This is a genomic window from Paenibacillus sp. A3 (genome assembly GCF_001399685.1).
Lineage (GTDB): Bacteria > Bacillota > Bacilli > Paenibacillales > NBRC-103111 > Paenibacillus_G.
On sequence record NZ_JTHN01000020.1, the window covers coordinates 1 to 21,539 of the forward strand.

A 21,539-nucleotide genomic window follows, 5' to 3' on the forward strand; every position below is an offset into this window, starting at 1 on the left:
GTATACAACGTAGGGCGTCTGAACATTTTACTGCCGTCGCAGCAAACCGGAGAAATTGCTCTTTCCTATAAGCTCGGCACTCCAATGACGCTGGACAAACGGAGCCAGCTGATTCATCCGGACATGGACGTTTCCGTTATCGAGTTCCATATGTTTGACAACAAGGAAGAAGGATCGAAAACTGTCTCGGCCAAATTCAAGCTTACCAATAAGACGGACCGGCCGCTTGCCGTTCCTGCGTTTGCGACGGATCTGGTCAGCTCGGACGGTTATGAGTACAACGGCAGCCGTCAAAATATTACGACACCGAACGTGCTTCCGAATTCTTCGCTCACAGTGAACTACTTCTATACGATCCCGGTATCCGAAACCGGAAAGGGCTTGGCTCTGAAAATCCAAGATACGAAGACGGCCGCTCCGTACAAGTCGACGATTGGCGCCTACAGCATTGCGCTTCAAACGGTGGAAAGCAAGGATACGTTTGAGCTATATCCGTTTGAGATTAAAGTGAACGACTGGCAAATCGGTACAAGCTTCAATGGCATGGGAGCGAAGAACTATCAGTACAAAGCGAAGTTCTTTATGGAAGTCAGCCGCCACGATCAAGTCCAAGTGGATCCGAGCTTCTCGGGCTTACTGTTCGAGCTGTATGACTCCGCAGACCGGTTGATCGGAACAGGCAACGGGGCGTTTGTTGGAGCTAACCGTCTGGTTACCGGCGAAAACAATATCACCTTTGACGGCAACACGGAACAATTCGATTATCCGCTGACCGTTCGGATTTACGAACAGTTTACGACTACGGGTGGACAGAAGTCCAAGCGTCTTCTTAAAGTGCTTAAGCAATCTTAATCATAGTCGTTTGAAAGTAACGAAAGCCGGCCTCTGGGTCGGCTTTTCCCCAACGATCACCAGTTGTCCCATAGTATGCGAATATGGATCATGGTATAATGATAGCACTTCCATTAAAGGAGCGATTCTCATGAAACGTCAGGTTCACAGCAAAGAAATAAAAGCCGCGGTATATCAAAAGCTGGAGGAACGCGGCGTGGCGATGGAAGATATTGCCCTGATCGTCAGAGAAATGCAGCTTCCTTATCATCCTGATTTGACGCTGGAGACTTGTCTCGAATCGGTCCATGCGGTACTCCAGAAGCGGGAGCTTCAGCATGCGATTCTTGTCGGTATCGAGCTGGACGTATTGGCTGAAAAAGGTTTGTTGTCCGAGCCGCTGCAATCGATTATCGAAAGCGATGAAGGGCTGTTCGGCTGCGACGAAACGTTAGCTCTGGGGTCGGTGTTCGGTTACGGCAGCATCGCGCTTACGACATTCGGCCATTTGGATAAACAAAAAGTCGGAATTATTAAGCGTCTGGATACCAAGAACGGAAACGGAGTACACACCTTCCTGGATGATCTGGTTGCCAGTATTGCGGCATCGGCATCAAGCCGTCTGGCCCATCGGCAGCGGGATGCGGATGAACGGGACAATGTCGTTGCTTATATTGCCGCGTCGGAAGAAAACGTGGGCTGAAGCCGGAATTTTGTTATATATTGGAGCAGCTTCCTTATGCAAATAAGGGAGCTTTTTTTGGGTTAAGATACTAACAAAACTTCATCTTCATTCGATAAGCGGAGTGAAAATAAAATGAACTGGGTCTATTGGGTGAAATTGTACGACAGCAAATTTCAAGCCGGATGTCTGGCCAAGCGGATGGAAGAAGACTGGTGGATTTACGGTTACGAATGCCCAAGCGAAGTCCAAGTGTTCCGTTCCAAAAAGGGCCGTTTTGGCGTCCGCTACACTGTCTAATTTTTTTACTTGACTTCGACGTTTTAGTTGGTGTATAGTTATCTTTGTCGCTGTCATTATACAGTGTGGAATATCTGACGCGGGGTGGAGCAGCCCGGTAGCTCGTCGGGCTCATAACCCGAAGGCCGCAGGTTCAAATCCTGCCCCCGCAACCAAAGCTTCAAGGGCCCTTAGCTCAGTTGGTTAGAGCGGTCGGCTCATAACCGATTGGTCGGGGGTTCGAGTCCCTCAGGGCCCACCAAACAGAACTGCGCCGGAGTGGCGGAATTGGCAGACGCACAGGACTTAAAATCCTGCGGTAGGTGACTACCGTACCGGTTCGAGTCCGGTCTTCGGCAGTTCCAATAGTAATATCATACATAAAGGGTTTTGCTTTGATTCATCAGAGCAAAACTCTTTTTCGTTTCAAGAGGAGAATTTTGCTTCGGAGCCTCATATACTTTAGAACACGATGAGGAAGGAGGGCTCCTATGCCTTCGATTATTTTGGCTCCGATCAAAATTACAGGCGCCGACGGGGAAGTTATCTTCGGCGATGTGCTTCAGGTGAATCCGAAGAGTACGTCAAAATCAAACTCGGGTGCGGGTGGCAGCAATACGGGAGATTTCAGCGCAACATTCTCGCTTGTCAGCCTTACCAATATTTTTGATCCGGACTTTGCTGATTCCAATAACGCGGCGAATAATTAGATTACATAGATACAACGAGGGAAGGCACCCCCCTTTATGCATTCTGTACGTCTCAGACGGCCGTTTCGCGCCTGTTTTGGGACGTTTTTGTTTGTGGAATAGAAGGCTACATAAAACGGATATTGACATCCGTATAGGGGTGGTCAATGGGCTGCTTGCGCATGTGGAGCTGGAGAATGCCGTTCTTATAGACCGCTTTGCAACTGCTTGGCACGATTTGGTTGGAGAGCCGAATCGTTTGCGATTTTTCGTCCGGCAGTCCTTCCAAACGGATTTGGTAAGGATTGAGCATCAACCGAATTTTGCGCGCTTGTACTTTGTCGGGGATATGGATTTTGGCGATGATATTGTTATGGGTGTCGAAGATTTCCGAATGAAAATGATGCTTGAGCGCCTGAACTTCCACGTTGGGCAATGCCCGGTTCAGAACGTCTTTGATATACCCTTCGACCCAAGATACCGGGTCTCCGTTGTCGCCGCCAAGGGAAGGGGTAGGGAACGGCATCTTCCCGTTAAAAAACTGCTCGAATTGCTTCCAATTCATATCGAAAAACGAGTTGTTATTTTTGGAATCGCCCATCTTCATCCACTCCTTACTGATTCCAGTATATGAGCACGAAGCGTAAACCATGAGTCCCCGCTAGCTGTCTAAAACATACTTCTTATCCATGGATCATATACTACAATACAAAAAACATCTGAGATAGGGTGCTGCCTTATGCCGGCTATCGTGGGCGCCATCAAAATTGTGAACGTCGGTACAGGCTCCATCGTGCACGTGGGAGATTCGATCCAGCTGGCTCCAAGCGTTACGTCCAAAACGTTTGCCGGAGCGGGTTCTTTTAATACGGGGGATAATTTGCGGGTCTGCAATATGGTCAGCACCACCAACACCTATGATAACGATATCGCTGACTCCAATGTGGTATCCGCCGATAAGGCAGGTGTCGTGTAAACCGCCATGCAGCTAATCATACATCAAAGCATCGTCATTCAAAATTTCAAGATCGGCACCGTGTCGAACTCTTCCGTGCTTCAGATCGGGACTGCGGGCACGATCCGCGCGTTAGCCAATCTATATAATACCGGAGGGTTTACCGGCCCAGCTCCGCAATTTACCGGTCTGATAGCCACTCCGCAAGCGGGGCAGCAGGGTGTGACGCAAGAACCCAGCCCTTTATCCCTGGTCCCGCTTCCTACACCTTCCAGGTAAACGGAGGAATGACGGATGTATTCATCTTACCCGGAATCTTACTTTCAAAAGCTGAACGACTACTTAAAATGGCAGACGAGCCGCATCCGTTCCTTGGAAAATAAGGTCGAGTCGCTTTCCCAAGAGCTCGAATCGGTAAAAAAGCAGCGGGGAGTGACGATCGAGCGAATTGAGTACAAATTCGACCAGTTGAAAGTAGAGAAGCTCGATGGGACGCTCAATGTCGGGCTTTCGCCCGCCGGACTCGGCGAACAATCGGTCGAGGATATGGAGGTCGGCGGTGAAACGATTCGAACCAATACGGCCAGGTCGGAATCATTCGCACGTATTCAGGAGCGTGTGACGGATTATTTGCGGCATTCGTGTCCCGCCGAATTGGTGCAACTCGAAGAGAAGTATCAAGTGAAGCTGGATGAGGATGCGACCGAATCTATCATTGGGGATCTCCAGGGGCAGATCGGGCAGCGGATCGATTATTATTTAAAATATGGGCTCGACCCGGACGTAGTAATTTTGACGGCAGAGCAGGAACAGAGCATTACGGACAAAGTCATCCGGGATATTCGGCTTGGGCTTGAACAATATTTCTTAAAACGAAAAACCGGAGGAGGAGTTCCGAATGAATCTGCAGGTGGAGAATAAACAGATTTGTGTCGGCAACATCCAAGTTGAGGGCGTCGCCAGCTCGTCGGTTTTCCTGATCGGCGATGTTGAGGTGATCAGCTTGTCCAGTGTGTTCGATACGCCGCCGGAATCACTCATTATCGGGCCGCTCGTACCGCTTGCATCCGGACGTGCGTGATGGCTTGCGTTCCGCGAACATCCGTAGTGCGAAGCTTGAAAGTTAACGATACCGGTTATGCTTCCGCGGTTTTTATAGGGGACTTGGTCGATTTTTCTCCGGTGACTTACGTTTTTGCCGTTCAGCGGGAAATTCCGGTTTTCTATGGGGATGAAGGACATTTGAGCGCTTATCCCATATATTCGGCCCCGCTTCCTATAGGCCGGCAGGAGCCGGCAGTGCAGATGGACGTGACCAACTCATGTCCGTTCATCTGTGCCGGCGATGTGCGGGTAGAAGCCATCTCTGCAGCGTCCATGGTGCAGTTCGGATCGGTCCGATCGATTCGTGCGGATACCAGAGTGAAAAACATCCGTCAATTGCTGCGCGGACTTCCTCCGAAATGAGGGAAAAAAAGCTATTGAGAGTGTAGGGGCTATCGTGGGCTTCCGTGTCCGTTCTGTGATATAATCATTTTGTTATACTGGAAACGAACGGATAAGGGAGAGAAAACGATGGCACGCAAAAAAATCGAGCACGTGGGCATCATGGTCCGGAATATCGACACATCGGTGCAGTTCTACAAAGATGTCGTAGGCCTTGAGTTGAAGGATAAGCTCGTACATACAAACGGCGTCGTTACGCTGGCTTTTCTCGGTTTCAACGAGTCGGGTGAAACGGAGCTGGAACTGATCCAAGGCTATAACGACGGTCTTCCGGCGGAAGGCAAGGTGCACCATGTCGCTTTTACAGTGGACGACATTGAGGAAGAATTCGCCCGCATCAAAGAACTCGACGTGCGTTTGATCGATCAAGAGATTACGATGCTGCCGAATGGCTCGCGCTATTTCTTTTTCCATGGCCCGGATGGCGAATGGGTCGAATTTTTCCAATCGACAAGATAAGACGCGCATGAATTCCGGAAAAGCAAAGCCCGATACGAAAATAAATTGTTTAAAGTGCAAGCACTTTTACGTGACTTGGGACCCGGGTTTTCCCAGGGGCTGCCGCGCTTACGGCTTCAAAACCGCGGACATGCCTTCCGCTTTGGTGATGCGTTCCTCGGGCAAGCCTTGCTTGTCCTACGAAGAAAAAATTAAGTAAACGGCAGGGGAAACGACATGCTGTTCAGTAACCGTCAAAAGAAGCTGATCCTCGATGTTTTGCTCAAGGAGCGCCGGCGCCTGTTTTCCAAGCATAAGGGCGAGCTGCTCGACAAAACGATCGAGGACTTGTCGCAGATGCTGCGCAACGAAGAAATCAATGCAGAGCCTAAAGATAACGTTATCGATTGGAGCAGAAAAAGCGGCAAGCGCCACTAGGCCCGTCGATCCCAAGGCATCCCCTCACGGGGGTGCCTTTTATTTACGAATCAACCCCAAGGTCAACGCTTGTTCCTCCGTTAAAATAAACTGCTCGCCTAACCCGATCTCCTCGTCCGGATCTCTTCCGAACATGTTCAGCACTTCCAGCCATACCCCCTTCTCCATCGCTTCCGAGGCGGTGATCAATATTTTCATCGCAAGCCCTCCCGTTGAGTTCATTTCCTTTATTTTATCCCGTGAAAAGAAAGTTTCACCACTTGAATTACGAACGCATGTTTGGTATATAATAAATATAGAAGAACAAATGTTCCTGTTTTGAGGAGGGGGAAGTCGTGCTTCCATGGCAAAAGTACACAGGGCGTATGGTTGAGATCATTTACGGGGACCGTTCCGGGCAGTTCAGTAAGCGGATGATTGTCATTCGGTCTGTACAGCCTGATTTCATTCGGGCTTATTGCATGGAGCGCGGAGCGGTCCGATGCTTTGCCATCGATCGCATATTGGCCGTACAGCCGGTCCCATCCGTAAAACGAACGCCGTCAACGTCAGCGAGGCAGCGGGAATTGGCTTAAGGAGAGGGATGCATGTGAGAAGCAATCTGTACGATGAGTTGAAAGAGCACCGCCATGGAGATCAGGAGCGGCTAAGAAAGCTGATGGAAGAGATTCGTATGTTGATGGAAGCGAAAAAAAATCGTCCTCTGCTGGACAGACTTCGTACGAAACGTCCGAATACGAAGCCGAAAGCTTGGGATTAACCGGCATAAGCAAGTTGCCGAGAACAGCGGGGGCGTAGAAGAAAAGCAAAGCCCGGCGGCATGTGCGGATTAAGCCGATACCGGGCTAACGCTAACGTTTTCTTTCGAATCGGAGACAACCTGACAAATTCCTGCGTTATATTTCATGGAATTGATGAAGTGGAAACCTGTCTTGAAGACGACGTATTTCTTGAGCGGATTCGGTTTGTGAAGCTTTTGGCAAGCGAGGCAATAGTACATAAGTTTTCTCCTTTTCGAATCACAATATGACAATTATAGACACATTATATGCGTAAAATTGTGAAATATCACTCAAAATGGTGTAAAGTTTTACTAAAGAATTGTCCAATTCCGCTAATCGTCATAGAAACCCTCAAACGCAAAAAAACACAACCTCAAATCTTTTTTTGTTCTCGACAGGCCTTCCATCGGATTGTGAAGTTGTGGTACCCTGTAGTTGTCCGATAGAACTGAAAATAGAGAGCTTTTGACATTATTCGGAAAAGGTGGAGAGTGGAATGAAGCATTTTGAGGAATGGGTCATGCAATTTTACGGACAACGAAATTGGACGCAATACGGCGTCTTCGAACGTATGGGTTTTCTGATGGAAGAAACAGGAGAGCTGGCGCAAGCCGTACGTACCTATGAAATCGGCCGGGATCGTCCGGACGAAGCGGTAAAGCCCGAGCCTGTTTTGAAGGAGGAGCTAATGGGAGAGCTCGGGGACATTTTGGCGAATCTGGCGATTTTAGCCGATAAGTATGGTTTTACATTGGAAGATGCCGCCAAGGCTCACCAGGAGAAATTATTGAAGCGCTTCGAAGCCGACCCGGTGAACTGAGCCGTTCCGATTTGCACTTAAAGTATAACGATGTGCAGAAGATGGACAAACTAGAACAAATTTCTCAAGCAGGAGAGAATAATGCTCGCAGTCATCTTTGATGTAGAGACTACATATGTAACCGTAAAAGGCCACATCCCGGAAATCGTGGAGATCGGCGCATGTAAAGTGAATCTGAACGACCCGAGCGAAGCCGCCACGGATTGTTTTCAATGCTATACGTTTCCAGAAATTAAAGGACGTTTCGGCAAAAAGACGTTAAAGTTTATCGGCTTGAAAGAAGAGGATCTGGGCAAAGCAGTACCGTTTCGCGAGGGATACGACCGTTTTATGGAATGGATCGGCTCCGAGCTGGTTTACTTCTGCAGCTGGGGGGTTGATGACCGCAAAATTTTGCTGGAGCATTGCAAACGGTTCGATCTGTCTCAAAGCTGGCTGAACCATTACCATGACATTCAGAGGCCGATCTCGCAGCTGCTGGTCAAGCGCAATCAAATGAAGCTCAAGGATGCGATTGAACTTGCCGGTATCGAGAAAGAAGGCAGACTTCACTCCGCCTTGGTCGATGCGGTCAATACAACGAAACTGTTTGTCCGGTATTACGATCAGCTTAATTTAAGAGCGGTGATGCGGGGATGAAGTTGGCTCCCATCCCGTCAAGTCTTTATCAACTATGAAAACCCCGAATCAGGGGTTTTTCTAATCTCAACATCATTTAACATCATAAATTTTTGGATACCGTTGTTGATCACGGGGATCACGAAAGACTGCATATAATTTTATTGTCAACATAAGGTAATTGCAGAGATTATTTTTAACAAAAAGGAAGTGAATTGGCATAGGACATGATGGGGAACGTGCTTCAAAAATTACAAACAGATCAATATGGCAACACACAAACGATTGATTTGCATGCCCCATCTAAAAAACATGGTTTAAAAAAGCCGGAAGTAAAACCTTACAGCCAATATATTGTAACAGCGCAGCATCCAGGATTTGCACCAGTCCAATGGATAGGGAGTCAAATATTTGAAGGCTCTAAAGCCATTCCGACCATTAAACTTCCTCCTTTACAAATGAATAGCTATGCTTCATCAAATTGGTTCATCCCAAAAGAAACTACCAGGAAATTGAAAACATAGAAAAAAGCCCGTAGAATCAAGGATTCACGGACTAATTTCATTATGACCTGTAGTGGGCTCGAACCACTGACCCCCACCCTGTCAAGATGGTGCTCTCCCAGCTGAGCTAACAAGTCATGTCGTATTTGTTGCTGCATAGAGTACTATACAGCAGATGAAGGAAGAAGTCAAGAGAAAGAATGAAAAAAATGCCCGCAAAGCATCGGATACTTTACGGGCGAGGGAAATTATTTGAATGTGACCATCTGGTATACGGTTCTTCCGTCGCCGGTAACTTCAATGGCTTGCCCTGTGGACGTCTGCGCTTTCATCTGGGAAGAACCGCTTCCGTCCAAAAATATGCCGTCAACTAAAGTGCCGGAGCCGATTTTCTCTTTGATTGCGGTACGGAATTGTTCGGGAGTGCAGGTCGTATTTGTGACGACGAGCCAAATGTTTCCACCGGAGTTGTACACCAGCGCCGAGCGGCCGGAGGCCGTGCCATTAACGCCTCCAGGAATACTTTCAGCGGTTGCTTGGCTTTTCCAGGTCGAGTCGCTATTTAAGCGCATGCTGATCCCGCCTTGAGCCCAGTAATTGGACTTATCCGATACGTTCAGCTCGCTGGCCCATTTGACGACCTGTACCGAATATTTGCTTGCTTTAGCGTCCCATACTAGAGTTCCGCGCGCGTAACCGACGTTCACCGCGCCTTTATATAGCTCGCCGATGGATCCGCCGCCTGCGGGTACATGGTTATTTACGGCAATCGACAGCAGGGTTCCGCCGGAACCGAAAAATCCGCCGTTGATGCCGTAGCTGCTTTGATTTTTTAAATTGCTGCTGATTGCTTTTAATTTAATATCGTTGGGCGATGCTTTCATTGCATGCAATACGACACCGTTGGAAGCCGTCACTTTGGAGTACGTATAGTTGGCGGCCGCACTGACGGGCACAGCTAGAGCCAACAGGAAGACCAGCGCAAAGATAAGGGATTTCTTGAACATCTCCATACCTCTTTTCTTCGATTCATCCTATTAATAGAAGATCGGCGCCTTCTTCAATTAACAATTTCATTATAGTAGGTTTATAGATATGAAAAAATAGGAATATAATAGCTTTATATGGTAATTTGATGACTGATTAGGTTCATATAAACCAAATGAAAAATATACATATTTGGTATATTGAAGTTGTAGGTGGTGAAGCGTTCGTGGGTACGGTGACGGAATAAGCGAAGTCGTTTGTAATGTACTGTGACAATGAGAAAAGCCGCGTCCCATAAGGGCTCGCGGCTTTTTGCTATAATGACCTGTGCAGGGCTCGAACCTGCGACCCCCACCCTGTCAAGATGGTGCTCTCCCAGCTGAGCTAACAAGTCATGTTTCATATCTTGCGGGGACGTTTTCCATAATACCAAGATGGACGCATAATGTCAAGCTTTAGCCTATAAATTTTTTTGTTTTTGTAAATATGGGTTTATTCCGCCATGGATCCCTGCCTTTTATCCCAATACATTCGTTATGGTATAATAGAGTAAGTCAGACATGTATTTGAAAAGAGGGGACTTTGATGAGAGATTTTCGATGGGCGCATTTGCAGCCGCATATCGAAGGAGGAGAGAACGGACAGCCGGAACCAGAGCAAGAAGCGCTGGATTGGGGCGAGCAGGAATGGGGAACACACCGGTACCACGTCAACCGGCTTGTAGAGGACTCCGTATCGCTTGTGCCTATGCCGGAGAAAGCCGTCGTACTTGGAGCGGGGAATCACGGCGATGTCGGCCTGCCTCGGCTTTCTGTCCATTTTCAGCAGGTGACCGCGTTGGATACGGAAGATAATATGCTGCAGGAATGGCTCGATTCGGCTGGAGGAACCGCTAACAACCGGGTTCGTTCTTTAACGCGGGTCGACTATACCCGGCTGGACCAAATTTCCTTCTATGAAACGTTTGAGGAGCTGTTGGCGGAAGGCAAGCCTGTCGGGGAAATAACGGATTACTTGAGGGACTGTGCGTTTCGCGTGCGCGGGCTGGAGGCGATGCCTCATTTGAAAAAAACGTTTTCGCTCGTCGTTTCCTCGGGTGTGCATACGCAATTGTTTTATCCGGACGCACTCATGCAATTTTACGGTTACATGGAGAAATACAATGAAAATGAAACCCGGCAAATTGTTGAGGCGCTGGGATACCTTCGGAACAGCCTGATATCGGATTATAACCGCCTTCTGCTGTCGCTTGTAAAGCCCGACGGCCGGGTGACGGTATGGACGGATATGATTTTGCTGGATGAGGACAAGCAGTGGATCGCCGAGGAGTTGGACCGGCGGCGAACCGATAAGGAGAGGACGAGCTTCTTATTCGAAGCGTTTGGGCAATACGGGATCGAAGCGGCTGTGCTAGGCCTCAAGGATCTTCATGACTCCTTTCGGCCGGATCAATTATTGTTCCGCAGCTGGGTTGGGTATACCGATTCCGGCAAAACGTATTTGATCGCCGGGTTATCTGGCCGGCTCCGCCTGTAGTATTCCGAATTCGGCCAGATCTTCTTCGGTACAGAAGCTGCACTGCGAGATGACGGTGGTTTTGCGAAGCTTGATCGCTAATTGATTGATCATGCTGGTCAAGGCCGCCGTCTCCTTTTCATTATGCGAAAATTGAATGCAGTATTCCGGATGACCGGTTTCCGTCTGCCCGGAGCGGACAAGTATCCCCAGCGTCCGGTATTCTTTGGCCAGAGCGGTGAACTTCAGCTCGATCAATAAACGGCTTTCCTCCGGCAGTGGGGCTGCGGTAAAAAAACGGGCTCCACCGGCGCTAAGGTCCAGCATGGCGGCTTTCATCGTTTTGAATTCCGGCTCAAGATCGGTTATTCCGATAATTTTCAATTCAGCGCCTAGCGGCTGATGAAAGCGCAAACGAAAAAAGCTGCGCTTGTTTTTTTCCATACTCATCTCCAACAGTCCTTTGCAGCAGGGTGAAGAGGCAAATTAACGTTTGCTATAACAGAGCGGGTCTGGCTTAAGCAACCGCTTCCAGTAAAAAGCCGCTCGGGAATAGAGCGGCAGTTGAATGCTGATGTTGTGATTCTTGCTGTGCAGAACGGCGCTGTTTCCTAATTTCAATCCGGCCGATCTTGCTTAGTACCGACAAGCCGTCGGGAGAGGGAGGGTCATGCAAAGTGGTCCTCTCTTCCAAATTCGGATAAATCTATTATACAATATTGTCGGAAAAAGAACATTAAAACTTTGTTACACTTGTTAGGGAGTAATAATATGACCGGAAACGAAAAAGAGCGAATTTTATCGATTTTACGTCGATATGGGAATCATGAGTCTTGGGCGGTTTCAGAAATCGAAAACGGCTTGAACAATACGACCCGCTTCGCCCGGCACGGCGGCCAAGATTATGTGCTGCGCATCTACGAAAACCATGCGGACCACAATAAAGTGGTCTATGAGCATGAAGTGTTGAGGCAGCTCCAGAACGCCGATTTGTCGTTTGCCGTCCCGGTACCGCTTGCGGCAAAAGACGGAACTACATATATCGACACAGGGGATGGCAAGCTGGCCGCGTTATTTCAGTACATCGAAGGGGGACGGGCGGAGCTGACGCTTCCTGCTCATGCGAGAGCGACCGGACAAGCGACCGGTGAGCTTGTAACTGCGTTGGAGCGGGTAACGGTTCCCTGGCCTCCGTCCTATACTCCCTATTACAATCTGGATGAGATTCATCCGCTGGTGACCCGTAAGAAGTTGGACGTATGGTTGTCGCAGGTCGGGAAGGGGGAGTTGGAGCCTGCCGCGATCGGATTTCGGGAAGAAATGGCGCTGCTCGAGGCCCGTTTGCCGGACTGGCTGAAGCGCCTTCCACAGCAGCACGTGCACTCAGATATCGTTTGCGACAACGTACTTGTGCTGCAGGATCGGGTGACGGCGATTTTGGATTTTGAATTTGTTATGATCGATTTCCGGGCGCTCGAGCTGGCTGTGCTGCTATATGAATGGGTCGATTTGACGGAGAACGGAATGATCAGCGATTTGGCCTGGGAGGCGATCAGGGCTTGCCTTGAAGGGTACGGGAGGAGCGCGAGCTTAACTGCGGCGGAAATTGAAGCGCTCCCCCATCTAATCGTATTGCGGTGCATGGTGCTGACGCTTCATTTTCTCGGCCGATACTGGTCCGGGCTCGAACAAGAAGACGCTACCCGCTACTTAATGGACTTTGCGCAAACCCGCAGCAGGCTGCAGCAGCACAGACATGACTTGATTAAACTCGCAGAACAATATATTGGAACGGAGAATCGTGGATGAAAAAATTATACAGCCAGATGACGAAAGCCGAACTGGAACAAGAAATGAAGAACCTGCGGGAGGAGCTGGACCGGGCGGAATTTCCAAGCCAGCGCTCCGTGATCGAGCGCAAATATTATACGGCGCAGGCTTATACGCTCGATCCGGCCGATTTTCCGCCAGGGGTGTATAAGGTTGAGAATGTGCAGCTTCCGTTCATTGTAAGCTATGTGAACGGTATTATGGCTTGGGGGATATTAGGGGAAGAGCCGGATGCCAGCTTCCCGATTTCGATGCTGACCCGGCTCTAAATGCGGCACATATCAACCGGACAATTCTCGCATTGGCAGATGTCGCGGAGATAAGGCAAATCTTTAACGACGATGTAGTTGTTTTCCATGGCAATAATGTTGGCACGTTTCAGATCGCCGAGCATCCGGTTGACACTCTCCCGGGTAGCGCCGATCATGTCGGCAAGCTCGCTGTTCGTAAGCTTTTTGGTAATGACGATTTCCGATCCGTGATTTTTGCCGTACGTGTTGCACAGCCGGATCAACGTCGAGCAGAGAGCGCCGGGCTTGCCGAACATCATGAGATCGCGGAATTTCGTTTGGGTCATCCGATGCATAAGCCCCATCCACTTCATGAACTCGACGGCCAGATCCCCGTGCTGCCACAGCAGGACCTCCAAGTCTTTTTGCTGGATGACCCCGATAATGGAATTTTCCGTAACTTCGGCATTAAAGCTGTGCACGGAGTTTTGAAAAGGATCGACCTGTCCGAACAAATCCCCGGTATTATAGACATAAAGGATGAAGCTTTTCCCTTCATCGCTAGCTTTCGTAATCTTCACTTGGCCGCGCTTCAAAAAATACAGCTTATCGGCCGCATCGCCTTCCCAGAACAAATGATTCCCGGCTTCGGCTCTCATTTCATACATAATTTCCTTAAGCTTCGTTAAGCTTTCTTCCGTAAAACAATCCGAATTGGCCACTTGGCTGACCGGTTTTCGTTGCAGCGTATCCGTCATGGTACATACCTCCGGCGTCGGTCTGGTTAAGACCTCTGTAGGTTTTGTTGTATCTAACATACCCTATTCCGCAAGATTTGTGATGTGATTTACATCACACTTCCTTAAATCTTCATATTTTTTTGTGATCTTTGTAACATGCAGCGCTTCGCCCGACGTGTATAGTGAAGATAAGAAACACATTACATGGGGGAAGTGAAAACGTTATGATGACCGGAGTGCTATTGGCGGGCGGTCACCCGCGGCGGATTGAAGGCCGACCCGCGGAACTGTTGGTGTTGGCTGGTGAAACGGTCGTAGCGAAGCAAATCCGCGAAATGCTTACGATCTGCGGAGAAGTCATTATCGTAACGAACGAGCCCAAAATTTTTCTTGAACATGTCCCCCGGTCCGTACGTATCATTACGGATTTTTACCCGGGCCGCGGACCGCTCGGCGGGCTTCATGCTGCGTTTACCCTGTCCAGATACCCGGAGCTCTGGGTAACCGGCGGGGCCATGCCGTTCGTTTCGGCTAGAGCAGCCTCCTTCCTGGCGGAGCACCGGAGCGTCTTCGGCTACGATGCCGTGCTGCCGGAGGTATCGGGACGGCCCGAGCCTCTGCATGGCATATACCGGCAAAGCTGTCTCACGGCATTGACGCCCTTGCTGGAATCGGGAAGCGACGTACAACCGGGCTGGATGACGTTCCTGCGCAAGCTTCGTTGGGGCTGTGTCGAAGCGGATATGCTTCGCAAGCAAAATTTGGGGGATGCCTTTAACTTTCGGATTAAAACAGAAAAGCAGTATTCGGAAGCGGTTTCGCGGGCGCAGGCCCAGGTCCGAAGCGTATATCGGTAACAAAAGGGTGGAGCTTTTCCGCCCTTTTTATTTTTCCCGGTTCGTGCTGGAAGCTATGGAAGTGAAAAGACAAGTATAGAAACGGCGGCGGATAACGATGCTAAGCTTGAGGTGATGGCTGATGAATCGGGCGTTATGGACGTCCCTTGCCGCTATAGGTACGGCACAAGCGCTGAAAATACCCGACCGGATCCGTGAGAACGGCCGTTTTGAGTGGTCGGACTTGTTTCGGACCGGCGGCATGCCGAGCTCGCATTCGGCCGGAGTCGTTTCGCTCGCGACTTATGTCGGGCTTAAGAACGGCACTTCCTCCATTTCGTTCTCGCTTGCAGCCGTACTGAGTCTGATTGTGATGTACGACGCCATGGGGATTCGCCGTCATGCCGGCATGATCGCATCGGAGGTAAACCAACTGGAGGATGTGCTCGTTAAATTAACGGAGCAGCATCCTCCTCATGTGCATCGCAAAGACAAAGAGCTGGAAGAGCGGTTGGGCCATTTGCCGGAAGAAGTGTTGGGTGGGGCAGTCATTGGGGCGGCAATCGGTTGGCTCAGCTATATGACGGAGTTTCCCCAGCATCGCCGGGGGAAAGTGTGGGCCTCTTTTATACGGAAATCGTTGTACACGTTGAGCTGTCGTATGGTTCAATAAGATCGTTTGTCCCGGACGTCGGTAAAGTAATCGTAAATTTGGTGCCTTCGTCCGGCACGCTCTCTACCTCAATGGTCCCTTCATGATCCTGAACGATTTTATGGCAGATGGATAAGCCCAGCCCCGTTCCGGAATCTTTGGTCGTGTAGAACGGGATAAAAATTTTATCCAGCTCCGACTCCGGAATGCCTTTGCCGGTATCGGAAATTTCAATCACGGCATCGGGTCCCGCGGCAAACAGCCGGATGCGGACAATGCCTTGTCCGGGCATCGCCTCAAAGGCGTTTTTGACCAGATTTAGAAGCAATTGAAGCATTTTATCCTGATCCATCAGCATATGAATATCCCGGTCGTCGTGTTCGAACCTGAGTTGGTGTCCGAGTCTCGTCGTCTCCGAATCCAGAAGCGAGAGAACCCGGTAAATACAGCCTTGAATCGATTGAATTTTATACTGGGTGACATGCGGCTTGGAAAATTGCAAAAATTCGGCGGTCAGCATGCTCATCCGGTTAATTTCGTCCATAATCAATTCATACCAAGGTTCAATGTTATAATCCCCGGCTTTGGACAACTGCAGAAACCCCTTGATCGTCGTCAGCGGATTGCGGATTTCGTGCGCCATGCCCGAAGCCAGCTCGCCGACGACGCGAAGCTTCTCCGACCGCAGCATATGCTCCTCGCGCTTTAGCCAGCTTTCCCGCTTCATCATATACAGTCCGTGCTCGGCAACGACGATCAGATCGTCCTTGGTCACCCCGTCCCGGGAATAGCAGGCCATGCCGAAATTGATTTCGATGCCGGTCAGCTTAGGGAATTCGGAAGCAAGCAGCTGCGTGACGGCATTGACCGTCTCTTGCATGTCGTTCGATCGGAGCACGATCGCAAATTCGTCTCCGCCGTAGCGGCATATCAACAAAGCGTCGGGGAACATGATGCGCAGCAGCTCGGCCGCTTGTCTCAAAATTTTGTTCACTCCCTGAAATCCGTTTGTCGTATTCAGCGATTTGAGATCTTTGCAATCGATAAGCACGAGGATGACGGGCTCTTTTTGCTTGACGAGCTGTTCCATTTGTTTATGAAATTCCTGAAAATTATATAGGCCTGTTAGCGAATCGTGAGTACTCAGATGCTTCTTCTCCTTGGTAAGCAGCTGTTTTTGCTGCTCGATATCATAAATGTATTTGCGGAACGTAAAAGCAAGCAGCAGGCAGGTTCCTGCCGTAAACCCAACTTCGATCAGCGTGTTCCAGCTGAAGGAGCGGCCGGCCATCGAGATGAGAGCATAAGCCAGCATCAGAGCCGCATTGGCGCTAACCGCATAGCGAAAAGGAGGCGTCCCGTAAAACAGCTTGCACATATGCAGCAAGTAAAGAGGAAAGCACCAGTCACTCAAGCTTGCGGCATGAAGCGCGACGAGAAGACTGAGTTGGACGGCAAGCTGTGCAGGTATGAGCGTGTGAACGGGACGGATATGCGTGAGTGCGTAGCCAAGGGATGCGAGAACGAGCAGCAGCGGACTTGAGGCCTGATTGTGATAGAGGGAAGAAGCGCAAACCAAACCGGTATAAATGAGGAAGATCCAGCTACCTTTCATATTGGAACTCCAACTCCCGACTGATCCGTAGATTTTATTAGTACTAAGAGAAATTCTGTATGCGGAGGTGGAATTCCTGCTTGAACTCCCAAATTCAGTAAAAACTTTTTTGGGGGTCCAAAAAAGAAAACCAAGCGGAATCGCCGGTCGGGCTGCGCTTGGTTTTCCGGGTTTAAAATCCGGGCAGGTTATCGAGATTGTTGCTTGGATCTCCGTCGGCATTGGAACGCAAATGCTCATCTCCGTCTCTTCCACGAAATACGTTCACGTTCTCAAGCTGTCCGTTTTTGGCGAGCTGCTGCGCTTCCAAGTAATCGACCACCTGGCCGGAAGACAGCTTCAATTCGACGATGTCGCCGTCGCCGTTTTTGCGTACGGCTACGACTTGCTGTTTGTTTTGTTCCATACGGTATCGCCTCCACGGACTATCATGCGCCGGATGGAGGCATTTTATGCTTCGAACGTGTAGGTTTTAAACGGCTCGATAAACGTCATATCTCCGGTTTTGCCGATGAATTGAGGCATATCATCGCCATAATGCATCAGCAGCGTCTTTTGCTGAATCGGCTTCGGCAGCGTCATCAGCTCGTCCAAAGTGGCGTGAACGATGCCGGGGGAGTGCAGCTGGCAATCATGCAAAAAGACGGTGCAGCCCTTCTGATGAAGCTCATGCAGCAGCGGACCATTGAACCGGGTATCGGCGCTGAAGAAGATTTTGCCGTTAAGCAGGATCGAATAGCATGGCTTGCCCGGGATGTGATCGGCCGGAAGGAGTTCAACCGTCAGACCGGGATGGAGGGCTGTCGGCGTATGCTCGCCAAGTGGAACGACATTGAAGTAATCGTTAAGGGATGTAACGTTTTCCGCCAGATTCTCCAGTCCGCCGCGCAGCGATTGCTCCCATAGGATCGTTTCCAAATTAGAGGATAGGAGCAGCGGTATTTTTCTTTTAAACGTGTACATATAGCGAAAGGCGAGCTCTTCGAGTCCCCCTACATGGTCCGCGTGAATGTGGGAGATGAGCACCGCATCGATCTGATCCAGAGAGACGCCGAGCTCGTGCAGAGCTCTTGGCGCGGTATAACCGCAGTCGATTAACAGCGTGAAGCCGCCGGCATAAACCAAGGCATTATTATTATAGTACGTTTTCGCAAATGCGCTTCCCGTACCTATCATTTGAATTTGCAGATTCACTTGGTTCCTCCGCTCGTTAAGGCTTCCAGCCGGATATGTTTTTAAATTTACCATGGTTATCTTACATGATTCAAGATGGGTTTGTCACATTTTGGGTAAATTTAATACATCTTGTCCCTCTTGTAATAGGAACAAATGTTCTATATAATTAAATCAAATCTTTATTTTATCCAGCAGGTGAGTTTACATGCGGAATACGACAGTGGAACCGTGGGTGCATCAGTATGTCGTCACGCTTTATTTGCTTAAGGCGCTTGAACGCGACCGGAAGCATGCCGAAGCGATGAAGCTATCCAGAATATGGGGAGGGCTTTTCGAACGGCTGCTGCTATTGACCGAGCGGGAGCATAACCATGTGAAGCAGCGGCTGCGCCGGAGCGGATGCCGCATCGTTCTGGAGGAAGTGACCCCGGAGCGTCACTACCATGTCATGTATGTATTCCAAGGCTACGAATTTCATTGCTCCATGATGCCTGTCGTGCTGAAGGGCAAATGCGAAGAAAAGCTGCAGGAGCTCCTTGGGGGCGTGAGCTGAAATTTCCCGGGCAAGCGCACGAATCGCCACGGCTCGCCTTGCGGGAGCAGCGTTCGACAATGACGACTTTGTTGGCATATTTTGTATAGAAAATGGAAAAAATCTTCTTCACACACAACATCTAGAGGGGCGCTTAAAAAAACCTGAAAGTTTTCTGGACGAAGTGCGCAACTCTTACCGCGCTGTGGAGTATAAGATAGCAGAACGAAGAACATGATGGAGGTTGCTGGAAATGAAGGTGCCGCGATTGCTGACGCTGGTGCTGTCGCTTTCCTTATTCGGAACAGCGGGGGCGTTCGCCAGCTCCATGTGGGGCGATTTCGAAGGTTTTCCGAAAGTAAAGCTGATGATCAATAATGCGGAAAAGCCGTTCAAAGACGGTGAAACTCCCGCTTTTGTCGCGAAGGGAAGCGCCGTATTCCCCGTTCGCGTGTTGTCTGAATCTTTGCAGGCGCTCGTGAAATGGGACGACGCTGCGAAGACCGTTTCCATTACCAAGCCGAACGTACATATGTTTGTTGCGAAGAAGGTCAATGACGACTATTCGATCAAACAGCCGTTCGGCGGCGTGAAGAAGGGCGACCGTCTCGACTTTGCCGTGTTTGCGCAGGTAGACAGCTTGACGACGCCGATTTCTTCTTTCAAAATCTCGATCCACGCTCCGAACGGGGAGCAAGTGGCGGTTCATGAGAAAGCCGTCAACGGGCAGAAGGAAAGCTTCTGGTACCCGTGGCCGTTTAACGTTACATTCGCCGAATCCGGGAACTATGTCGTGAAGTTCTCGATCAAACCGGACGAGCGCAGCGATTATACGGTCGTTTCGGAAAAGGTGATCGCATCCGAGTAAGGCCGGCGAACGGATGGCATTACCCGGTTCATTGACTTCGTCTTGTCGAGCGTGGTACGATACGGGAGAACATTAAATTAAGATGAAATGAGGTTTTCCCATGAGCGATCACATTCATGACGCTTCCTGCGATCACGATCACGATCATGAGGACGATATCTTTATCGTGACCGACCAAGACGGAGTCGAGCATGAGATGGTGATGGTATACACTTTCGAAGCTAACGACCGGGCCTATGCGGTACTTCTCGATCGTAACGATATGGAGGCAGACGGCGTTATTTTCCGGATAGACGAAGAGGACGGCGAAGCTTTTCTTGCGAGCATTGAAGACGAAGAAGAGTGGGATCGCGTTGTTCAAATCTACAACGAGATTGTGGAAGAACAAGAGCAGCAATAACGAATACCGTAAAAGACCTTTCTTGCTTGCAAGAGAGGTTTTTCGCATTTTAAGCGGTTGCGATGGGCAGAGGAGAACGCTCGAAAAAAGACCGTTTCCGCCAAAGGCGGCCAACGGTCTTTTGGGACGTCTATTTACGCGGATTGAAGTACATGGTTCGTCCGTTGAATAAATGCAGTTCCGCTTTCCACAGCTTGGCGAGATACTTGCAAAACTCGTTACCCTTGGCTTTATCGCCGTGCGTGGCATCCTCGGGAAGGACAAACTGGACGTAATGCCTTTGCGTCTCGCCCGACGTCTCCGATCCGACTCCTGCCACAATATATTTGTAGCGCGGGCTTGTTGCTTTTAAATAAAACCACTTGCCTTCCCCTTCGGGTTTCGTTTGAATCTCATACGGAAATCCGGCTTCGTCGTATTCCCAATTGAGCTGTTTGCCGGTCAGCGCAAGCTGCTCGCGGTAATGCTCCAGTTGGGTTTTCAATTCATCTAACGTCAGGGAGGAAACGGCGGACCCTTCGACGAACTTGATATAAGCGCTTTGCGCCATGATGAATGCACCTGCCTATACATATGGACTGGAACGATTTTCTTGTTTGAAGTACCATGAACATCATAGCATTAAGAAAAATCAAATACAATACTTGTTCCGGCAGCGGTAGACGGGCAGGGAAGAGGGAGAGAGCGATGAAAGACAGAAGGTTTGAAGGATATTTGCTGGTCACGGATATGGACGGAACGCTGCTTGACAGCGCCAAACAAATAAGCGGGGAAAATCGGGCCGCTATCGAACGGTTTACGAGCCTGGGCGGACGGTTCACGCTCGCAACGGGGCGGATCGCCGGATCGGTTCGGCCTTTCGTGGAGCAGCTGCCCGTGAATGCGCCGGCCATTTTGTACAACGGAGCGGTCATTCACGATTTCAGCCGCGGAGAGGCCATTTGGGAACGGACGCTGTCCGCTTCGGCTAAAGAAGCGGTGGGGTGCGTTCTTGAGCGGTTTCCCGGCATCGGAGCGGAATTGTATGTACGAGGAGGAGCGGCGCCCTATGTGCTGCAGGAGAATGCAGCGACGGAGCGTCACCGGGCCGTGGAAAAATTTCCGCTGCTGCGGCTGAATTCGTTCGAAGACGTAGCGGAGCCGTGGGTCAAGCTGCTTTTCGCCTGGGAGCCGTCGCGGCTCGACGAAGCCGTACCCGAGATCGAGCGGTTGACGGCAGGGACGGAGGTCGTCTGGGTTCGTTCGGACGATAAATATTTCGAGATGCTGCCTCCGGAAGCGACAAAGGGGCATGCTCTGGAACGGTTGGCGGAGGAGCTTGGCATCCCGATGGAACGCTGCATCGCGCTGGGGGACCATCTGAATGACCTGGAGATGATACGCCGTGCGGGCATCGGTATCGCGGTCGCCAATGCGCATCCTGAGCTTCTGGGCGCGGCCAAGCGTCACGGCAAGCACCATAACGAGCATGCGATAGCCGACGCGATCGAATGGCTGGATGAACAAGTCCGGCAGGGGACGCTAGCATAAAATAAATAAGCTTCTCCAGAGGAGAAGCTTCAGGCTGTCGAGAAACCGTAGGAGTAGAAAAACTCAGACCAATAGAGGTGGGGTATA

General features: G+C 50.0%; 34 protein-coding genes, 5 tRNA genes and 1 pseudogene. 28 read left to right on the forward strand and 12 right to left on the reverse strand.

Going from position 1 to position 21,539, the window contains the following annotated elements; genetic code table 11:
- From QJ48_RS37300 to QJ48_RS02235, 7 genes and pseudogenes are all read left to right on the forward strand, one after another.
- Positions 1-852: pseudogene (locus QJ48_RS37300) on the forward strand (hypothetical protein); the annotation flags it as partial.
- Between the two features lie 130 nt (positions 853-982).
- Positions 983-1,534: a phosphatidylglycerophosphatase A gene (locus tag QJ48_RS02215; protein ID WP_054972036.1), complete on the forward strand. Its 552-nt coding sequence runs from the start codon at positions 983-985 to the stop codon at positions 1,532-1,534.
- A gap of 114 nt (positions 1,535-1,648) precedes the next feature.
- Positions 1,649-1,813, forward strand: coding sequence for a hypothetical protein (locus QJ48_RS37955; protein ID WP_010492025.1), 165 nt, complete (start codon positions 1,649-1,651; stop codon positions 1,811-1,813).
- 78 nt (positions 1,814-1,891) lie between these two features.
- Positions 1,892-1,968 (forward strand) — tRNA-Met (locus tag QJ48_RS02220).
- Positions 1,969-1,977: 9 nt separating this feature from the next.
- Positions 1,978-2,054: transfer RNA gene (locus QJ48_RS02225), tRNA-Ile, on the forward strand.
- Positions 2,055-2,065: 11 nt separating this feature from the next.
- Positions 2,066-2,151 (forward strand) — tRNA-Leu (locus tag QJ48_RS02230).
- A gap of 132 nt (positions 2,152-2,283) precedes the next feature.
- Positions 2,284-2,502 (forward strand): spore germination protein, encoded by a 219-nt coding sequence (locus tag QJ48_RS02235; protein WP_054972037.1) that lies wholly within the window; start codon positions 2,284-2,286, stop codon positions 2,500-2,502.
- Positions 2,503-2,608: 106 nt separating this feature from the next.
- Here QJ48_RS02235 and QJ48_RS02240 read toward each other — a convergent pair whose 3' ends face one another.
- On the reverse strand, positions 2,609-3,082 hold the full coding sequence (locus tag QJ48_RS02240; protein WP_054972038.1) for an Hsp20/alpha crystallin family protein: 474 nt from the start codon (positions 3,080-3,082) through the stop codon (positions 2,609-2,611).
- Positions 3,083-3,220: 138 nt separating this feature from the next.
- Between QJ48_RS02240 and QJ48_RS02245 the strand changes: the two genes are divergently transcribed.
- From QJ48_RS02245 to QJ48_RS02280, 7 genes are all read left to right on the forward strand, one after another.
- Complete coding sequence (locus QJ48_RS02245; RefSeq protein ID WP_054972039.1) at positions 3,221-3,457, forward strand: spore germination protein; 237 nt, start codon at positions 3,221-3,223, stop codon at positions 3,455-3,457.
- A 6-nt stretch (positions 3,458-3,463) separates the two neighbouring features.
- Positions 3,464-3,715 carry a spore germination protein GerPB gene (locus tag QJ48_RS02250; protein WP_054972040.1) on the forward strand — a complete coding sequence of 84 codons (252 nt, stop codon included), beginning with the start codon at positions 3,464-3,466 and terminating at the stop codon, positions 3,713-3,715.
- A 15-nt stretch (positions 3,716-3,730) separates the two neighbouring features.
- Positions 3,731-4,357 carry a spore germination protein GerPC gene (gene gerPC, locus QJ48_RS02255; RefSeq protein WP_054972041.1) on the forward strand — a complete coding sequence of 209 codons (627 nt, stop codon included), beginning with the start codon at positions 3,731-3,733 and terminating at the stop codon, positions 4,355-4,357.
- A complete protein-coding gene (locus QJ48_RS02260; protein ID WP_054972042.1) occupies positions 4,335-4,517 on the forward strand; it encodes a hypothetical protein in 183 nt (60 codons plus the stop codon). Before gerPC ends, QJ48_RS02260 begins: the two co-directional genes overlap by 23 nt.
- Complete coding sequence (locus QJ48_RS02265; protein ID WP_054972043.1) at positions 4,517-4,903, forward strand: spore germination protein GerPE; 387 nt, start codon at positions 4,517-4,519, stop codon at positions 4,901-4,903. Before QJ48_RS02260 ends, QJ48_RS02265 begins: the two co-directional genes overlap by 1 nt.
- A gap of 108 nt (positions 4,904-5,011) precedes the next feature.
- Complete coding sequence (locus tag QJ48_RS02270; RefSeq protein WP_054972044.1) at positions 5,012-5,401, forward strand: VOC family protein; 390 nt, start codon at positions 5,012-5,014, stop codon at positions 5,399-5,401.
- Between the two features lie 216 nt (positions 5,402-5,617).
- A complete protein-coding gene (locus QJ48_RS02280) occupies positions 5,618-5,818 on the forward strand; it encodes a hypothetical protein (RefSeq protein WP_054972046.1) in 201 nt (66 codons plus the stop codon).
- Between the two features lie 39 nt (positions 5,819-5,857).
- Here QJ48_RS02280 and QJ48_RS37960 read toward each other — a convergent pair whose 3' ends face one another.
- A complete protein-coding gene (locus tag QJ48_RS37960; protein WP_193394381.1) occupies positions 5,858-6,016 on the reverse strand; it encodes a hypothetical protein in 159 nt (52 codons plus the stop codon).
- 137 nt (positions 6,017-6,153) lie between these two features.
- On the opposite strand from QJ48_RS37960, the gene QJ48_RS02285 reads away from it, so the two are divergent.
- Both QJ48_RS02285 and QJ48_RS37965 read left to right on the forward strand, forming a co-directional pair.
- Positions 6,154-6,393 (forward strand): hypothetical protein, encoded by a 240-nt coding sequence (locus QJ48_RS02285; protein WP_157261477.1) that lies wholly within the window; start codon positions 6,154-6,156, stop codon positions 6,391-6,393.
- Between the two features lie 14 nt (positions 6,394-6,407).
- Positions 6,408-6,578, forward strand: coding sequence for a hypothetical protein (locus QJ48_RS37965; RefSeq protein WP_193394383.1), 171 nt, complete (start codon positions 6,408-6,410; stop codon positions 6,576-6,578).
- A gap of 69 nt (positions 6,579-6,647) precedes the next feature.
- Here the strand turns inward: QJ48_RS37965 and QJ48_RS39420 are convergent, their stop codons facing one another.
- On the reverse strand, positions 6,648-6,818 hold the full coding sequence (locus QJ48_RS39420; protein WP_162238423.1) for a DUF3973 domain-containing protein: 171 nt from the start codon (positions 6,816-6,818) through the stop codon (positions 6,648-6,650).
- A 278-nt stretch (positions 6,819-7,096) separates the two neighbouring features.
- Between QJ48_RS39420 and QJ48_RS02290 the strand changes: the two genes are divergently transcribed.
- The 3 genes from QJ48_RS02290 (at position 7,097) to QJ48_RS36570 (ending at position 8,562) form a co-directional block, all read left to right on the forward strand.
- Positions 7,097-7,420, forward strand: a complete 324-nt coding sequence (locus QJ48_RS02290; RefSeq protein WP_054972047.1) for a MazG nucleotide pyrophosphohydrolase domain-containing protein — start codon at positions 7,097-7,099, stop codon at positions 7,418-7,420.
- 81 nt (positions 7,421-7,501) lie between these two features.
- Entirely contained in the window at positions 7,502-8,059 is a 558-nt protein-coding gene (locus QJ48_RS02295) for a 3'-5' exonuclease (RefSeq protein WP_054972048.1), read from the forward strand.
- Between the two features lie 218 nt (positions 8,060-8,277).
- The gene (locus tag QJ48_RS36570; RefSeq protein ID WP_157261478.1) at positions 8,278-8,562 is read left to right on the forward strand and encodes a hypothetical protein; all 285 of its coding nucleotides are present in this window, start codon (positions 8,278-8,280) and stop codon (positions 8,560-8,562) included.
- A 43-nt stretch (positions 8,563-8,605) separates the two neighbouring features.
- On the opposite strand, the gene QJ48_RS02300 is transcribed toward QJ48_RS36570, so the two are convergent.
- The 3 genes from QJ48_RS02300 to QJ48_RS02310 form a co-directional block, all read right to left on the reverse strand.
- Positions 8,606-8,678 (reverse strand) — tRNA-Val (locus QJ48_RS02300).
- A 111-nt stretch (positions 8,679-8,789) separates the two neighbouring features.
- Entirely contained in the window at positions 8,790-9,548 is a 759-nt protein-coding gene (locus QJ48_RS02305; RefSeq protein WP_082420301.1) for a hypothetical protein, read from the reverse strand.
- A gap of 301 nt (positions 9,549-9,849) precedes the next feature.
- Positions 9,850-9,922: transfer RNA gene (locus tag QJ48_RS02310), tRNA-Val, on the reverse strand.
- A 191-nt stretch (positions 9,923-10,113) separates the two neighbouring features.
- On the opposite strand from QJ48_RS02310, the gene QJ48_RS02315 reads away from it, so the two are divergent.
- Positions 10,114-11,064, forward strand: coding sequence for a hypothetical protein (locus tag QJ48_RS02315; RefSeq protein WP_193394382.1), 951 nt, complete (start codon positions 10,114-10,116; stop codon positions 11,062-11,064).
- Here QJ48_RS02315 and QJ48_RS02320 read toward each other — a convergent pair.
- The gene (locus tag QJ48_RS02320; protein ID WP_237762781.1) at positions 11,041-11,487 is read right to left on the reverse strand and encodes a PilZ domain-containing protein; all 447 of its coding nucleotides are present in this window, start codon (positions 11,485-11,487) and stop codon (positions 11,041-11,043) included. The two genes, QJ48_RS02315 and QJ48_RS02320, sit on opposite strands and share 24 nt — an antisense overlap.
- Positions 11,488-11,814: 327 nt before the next feature.
- Between QJ48_RS02320 and QJ48_RS02325 the strand changes: the two genes are divergently transcribed.
- Entirely contained in the window at positions 11,815-12,852 is a 1,038-nt protein-coding gene (locus QJ48_RS02325) for a phosphotransferase enzyme family protein (protein ID WP_054972050.1), read from the forward strand.
- Positions 12,849-13,142, forward strand: coding sequence for a YfhH family protein (locus QJ48_RS02330; protein ID WP_054972051.1), 294 nt, complete (start codon positions 12,849-12,851; stop codon positions 13,140-13,142). The genes QJ48_RS02325 and QJ48_RS02330 overlap by 4 nt, the downstream gene beginning before the upstream one ends.
- On the opposite strand, the gene QJ48_RS02335 is transcribed toward QJ48_RS02330, so the two are convergent.
- Complete coding sequence (locus QJ48_RS02335; RefSeq protein ID WP_054972052.1) at positions 13,139-13,861, reverse strand: Crp/Fnr family transcriptional regulator; 723 nt, start codon at positions 13,859-13,861, stop codon at positions 13,139-13,141. The genes QJ48_RS02330 and QJ48_RS02335 overlap by 4 nt on opposite strands.
- A 206-nt stretch (positions 13,862-14,067) precedes the next feature.
- Between QJ48_RS02335 and QJ48_RS02340 the strand changes: the two genes are divergently transcribed.
- Complete coding sequence (locus QJ48_RS02340) at positions 14,068-14,700, forward strand: molybdenum cofactor guanylyltransferase (protein ID WP_054972053.1); 633 nt, start codon at positions 14,068-14,070, stop codon at positions 14,698-14,700.
- A gap of 121 nt (positions 14,701-14,821) precedes the next feature.
- Positions 14,822-15,352 (forward strand): divergent PAP2 family protein, encoded by a 531-nt coding sequence (locus tag QJ48_RS02345; RefSeq protein ID WP_054972054.1) that lies wholly within the window; start codon positions 14,822-14,824, stop codon positions 15,350-15,352.
- On the opposite strand, the gene QJ48_RS02350 is transcribed toward QJ48_RS02345, so the two are convergent.
- The 3 genes from QJ48_RS02350 to QJ48_RS02360 all read right to left on the reverse strand — a co-directional run bounded on the left by QJ48_RS02350 (position 15,306) and on the right by QJ48_RS02360 (position 18,140).
- On the reverse strand, positions 15,306-16,946 hold the full coding sequence (locus QJ48_RS02350) for an ATP-binding protein (RefSeq protein ID WP_054972055.1): 1,641 nt from the start codon (positions 16,944-16,946) through the stop codon (positions 15,306-15,308). The genes QJ48_RS02345 and QJ48_RS02350 overlap by 47 nt on opposite strands.
- A gap of 172 nt (positions 16,947-17,118) precedes the next feature.
- Entirely contained in the window at positions 17,119-17,352 is a 234-nt protein-coding gene (locus QJ48_RS02355; protein WP_036677520.1) for a DUF3892 domain-containing protein, read from the reverse strand.
- A gap of 44 nt (positions 17,353-17,396) precedes the next feature.
- Complete coding sequence (locus QJ48_RS02360) at positions 17,397-18,140, reverse strand: MBL fold metallo-hydrolase (protein ID WP_054972056.1); 744 nt, start codon at positions 18,138-18,140, stop codon at positions 17,397-17,399.
- Between the two features lie 187 nt (positions 18,141-18,327).
- Here QJ48_RS02360 and QJ48_RS02365 point away from each other — a divergent pair, with 187 nt between their 5' ends.
- The 3 genes from QJ48_RS02365 to QJ48_RS02375 all read left to right on the forward strand — a co-directional run bounded on the left by QJ48_RS02365 (position 18,328) and on the right by QJ48_RS02375 (position 19,922).
- Complete coding sequence (locus tag QJ48_RS02365; RefSeq protein ID WP_054972057.1) at positions 18,328-18,675, forward strand: hypothetical protein; 348 nt, start codon at positions 18,328-18,330, stop codon at positions 18,673-18,675.
- Positions 18,676-18,907: 232 nt separating this feature from the next.
- Complete coding sequence (locus tag QJ48_RS02370) at positions 18,908-19,522, forward strand: stalk domain-containing protein (RefSeq protein WP_054972058.1); 615 nt, start codon at positions 18,908-18,910, stop codon at positions 19,520-19,522.
- Positions 19,523-19,622: 100 nt separating this feature from the next.
- The gene (locus QJ48_RS02375; protein ID WP_054972059.1) at positions 19,623-19,922 is read left to right on the forward strand and encodes a DUF1292 domain-containing protein; all 300 of its coding nucleotides are present in this window, start codon (positions 19,623-19,625) and stop codon (positions 19,920-19,922) included.
- Positions 19,923-20,052: 130 nt separating this feature from the next.
- Here QJ48_RS02375 and QJ48_RS02380 read toward each other — a convergent pair whose 3' ends face one another.
- Positions 20,053-20,472, reverse strand: a complete 420-nt coding sequence (locus QJ48_RS02380; RefSeq protein ID WP_054972060.1) for a DUF1885 family protein — start codon at positions 20,470-20,472, stop codon at positions 20,053-20,055.
- Positions 20,473-20,609: 137 nt separating this feature from the next.
- Between QJ48_RS02380 and QJ48_RS02385 the strand changes: the two genes are divergently transcribed.
- A complete protein-coding gene (locus QJ48_RS02385) occupies positions 20,610-21,452 on the forward strand; it encodes a Cof-type HAD-IIB family hydrolase (protein ID WP_054972061.1) in 843 nt (280 codons plus the stop codon).
- Positions 21,453-21,539: the final 87 nt, after the last annotated feature.

What these genes read in the sequence shown, in the direction of transcription:
- QJ48_RS02265 (WP_054972043.1), top strand. Translation starts at nt 4,517, where the DNA reads ATGGCTTGCGTTCCGCGAACATCCGTAGTGCGAAGCTTGAAAGTTAAC.
- QJ48_RS02295 (WP_054972048.1), top strand. Translation starts at nt 7,502, where the DNA reads ATGCTCGCAGTCATCTTTGATGTAGAGACTACATATGTAACCGTAAAA.
- QJ48_RS37955 (WP_010492025.1), top strand. Translation starts at nt 1,649, where the DNA reads ATGAACTGGGTCTATTGGGTGAAATTGTACGACAGCAAATTTCAAGCC.
- QJ48_RS02215 (WP_054972036.1), top strand. Translation starts at nt 983, where the DNA reads ATGAAACGTCAGGTTCACAGCAAAGAAATAAAAGCCGCGGTATATCAA.
- gerPC (WP_054972041.1), top strand. Translation starts at nt 3,731, where the DNA reads ATGTATTCATCTTACCCGGAATCTTACTTTCAAAAGCTGAACGACTAC.
- QJ48_RS02340 (WP_054972053.1), top strand. Translation starts at nt 14,068, where the DNA reads ATGATGACCGGAGTGCTATTGGCGGGCGGTCACCCGCGGCGGATTGAA.
- QJ48_RS02350 (WP_054972055.1), bottom strand. Translation starts at nt 16,946, where the DNA reads ATGAAAGGTAGCTGGATCTTCCTCATTTATACCGGTTTGGTTTGCGCT.
- QJ48_RS02385 (WP_054972061.1), top strand. Translation starts at nt 20,610, where the DNA reads ATGAAAGACAGAAGGTTTGAAGGATATTTGCTGGTCACGGATATGGAC.
- QJ48_RS02280 (WP_054972046.1), top strand. Translation starts at nt 5,618, where the DNA reads ATGCTGTTCAGTAACCGTCAAAAGAAGCTGATCCTCGATGTTTTGCTC.
- QJ48_RS02325 (WP_054972050.1), top strand. Translation starts at nt 11,815, where the DNA reads ATGACCGGAAACGAAAAAGAGCGAATTTTATCGATTTTACGTCGATAT.
- QJ48_RS02250 (WP_054972040.1), top strand. Translation starts at nt 3,464, where the DNA reads ATGCAGCTAATCATACATCAAAGCATCGTCATTCAAAATTTCAAGATC.
- QJ48_RS02315 (WP_193394382.1), top strand. Translation starts at nt 10,114, where the DNA reads ATGAGAGATTTTCGATGGGCGCATTTGCAGCCGCATATCGAAGGAGGA.
- QJ48_RS02355 (WP_036677520.1), bottom strand. Translation starts at nt 17,352, where the DNA reads ATGGAACAAAACAAACAGCAAGTCGTAGCCGTACGCAAAAACGGCGAC.
- QJ48_RS02380 (WP_054972060.1), bottom strand. Translation starts at nt 20,472, where the DNA reads ATGGCGCAAAGCGCTTATATCAAGTTCGTCGAAGGGTCCGCCGTTTCC.
- QJ48_RS02320 (WP_237762781.1), bottom strand. Translation starts at nt 11,487, where the DNA reads ATGGAAAAAAACAAGCGCAGCTTTTTTCGTTTGCGCTTTCATCAGCCG.
- QJ48_RS02235 (WP_054972037.1), top strand. Translation starts at nt 2,284, where the DNA reads ATGCCTTCGATTATTTTGGCTCCGATCAAAATTACAGGCGCCGACGGG.
- QJ48_RS39420 (WP_162238423.1), bottom strand. Translation starts at nt 6,818, where the DNA reads ATGTACTATTGCCTCGCTTGCCAAAAGCTTCACAAACCGAATCCGCTC.
- QJ48_RS02245 (WP_054972039.1), top strand. Translation starts at nt 3,221, where the DNA reads ATGCCGGCTATCGTGGGCGCCATCAAAATTGTGAACGTCGGTACAGGC.
- QJ48_RS02270 (WP_054972044.1), top strand. Translation starts at nt 5,012, where the DNA reads ATGGCACGCAAAAAAATCGAGCACGTGGGCATCATGGTCCGGAATATC.
- QJ48_RS02260 (WP_054972042.1), top strand. Translation starts at nt 4,335, where the DNA reads ATGAATCTGCAGGTGGAGAATAAACAGATTTGTGTCGGCAACATCCAA.
- QJ48_RS02375 (WP_054972059.1), top strand. Translation starts at nt 19,623, where the DNA reads ATGAGCGATCACATTCATGACGCTTCCTGCGATCACGATCACGATCAT.
- QJ48_RS02240 (WP_054972038.1), bottom strand. Translation starts at nt 3,082, where the DNA reads ATGGGCGATTCCAAAAATAACAACTCGTTTTTCGATATGAATTGGAAG.
- QJ48_RS02365 (WP_054972057.1), top strand. Translation starts at nt 18,328, where the DNA reads ATGCGGAATACGACAGTGGAACCGTGGGTGCATCAGTATGTCGTCACG.
- QJ48_RS02335 (WP_054972052.1), bottom strand. Translation starts at nt 13,861, where the DNA reads ATGACGGATACGCTGCAACGAAAACCGGTCAGCCAAGTGGCCAATTCG.
- QJ48_RS37960 (WP_193394381.1), bottom strand. Translation starts at nt 6,016, where the DNA reads ATGAAAATATTGATCACCGCCTCGGAAGCGATGGAGAAGGGGGTATGG.
- QJ48_RS02370 (WP_054972058.1), top strand. Translation starts at nt 18,908, where the DNA reads ATGAAGGTGCCGCGATTGCTGACGCTGGTGCTGTCGCTTTCCTTATTC.
- QJ48_RS02330 (WP_054972051.1), top strand. Translation starts at nt 12,849, where the DNA reads ATGAAAAAATTATACAGCCAGATGACGAAAGCCGAACTGGAACAAGAA.
- QJ48_RS02345 (WP_054972054.1), top strand. Translation starts at nt 14,822, where the DNA reads ATGAATCGGGCGTTATGGACGTCCCTTGCCGCTATAGGTACGGCACAA.
- QJ48_RS02290 (WP_054972047.1), top strand. Translation starts at nt 7,097, where the DNA reads ATGAAGCATTTTGAGGAATGGGTCATGCAATTTTACGGACAACGAAAT.
- QJ48_RS02305 (WP_082420301.1), bottom strand. Translation starts at nt 9,548, where the DNA reads ATGTTCAAGAAATCCCTTATCTTTGCGCTGGTCTTCCTGTTGGCTCTA.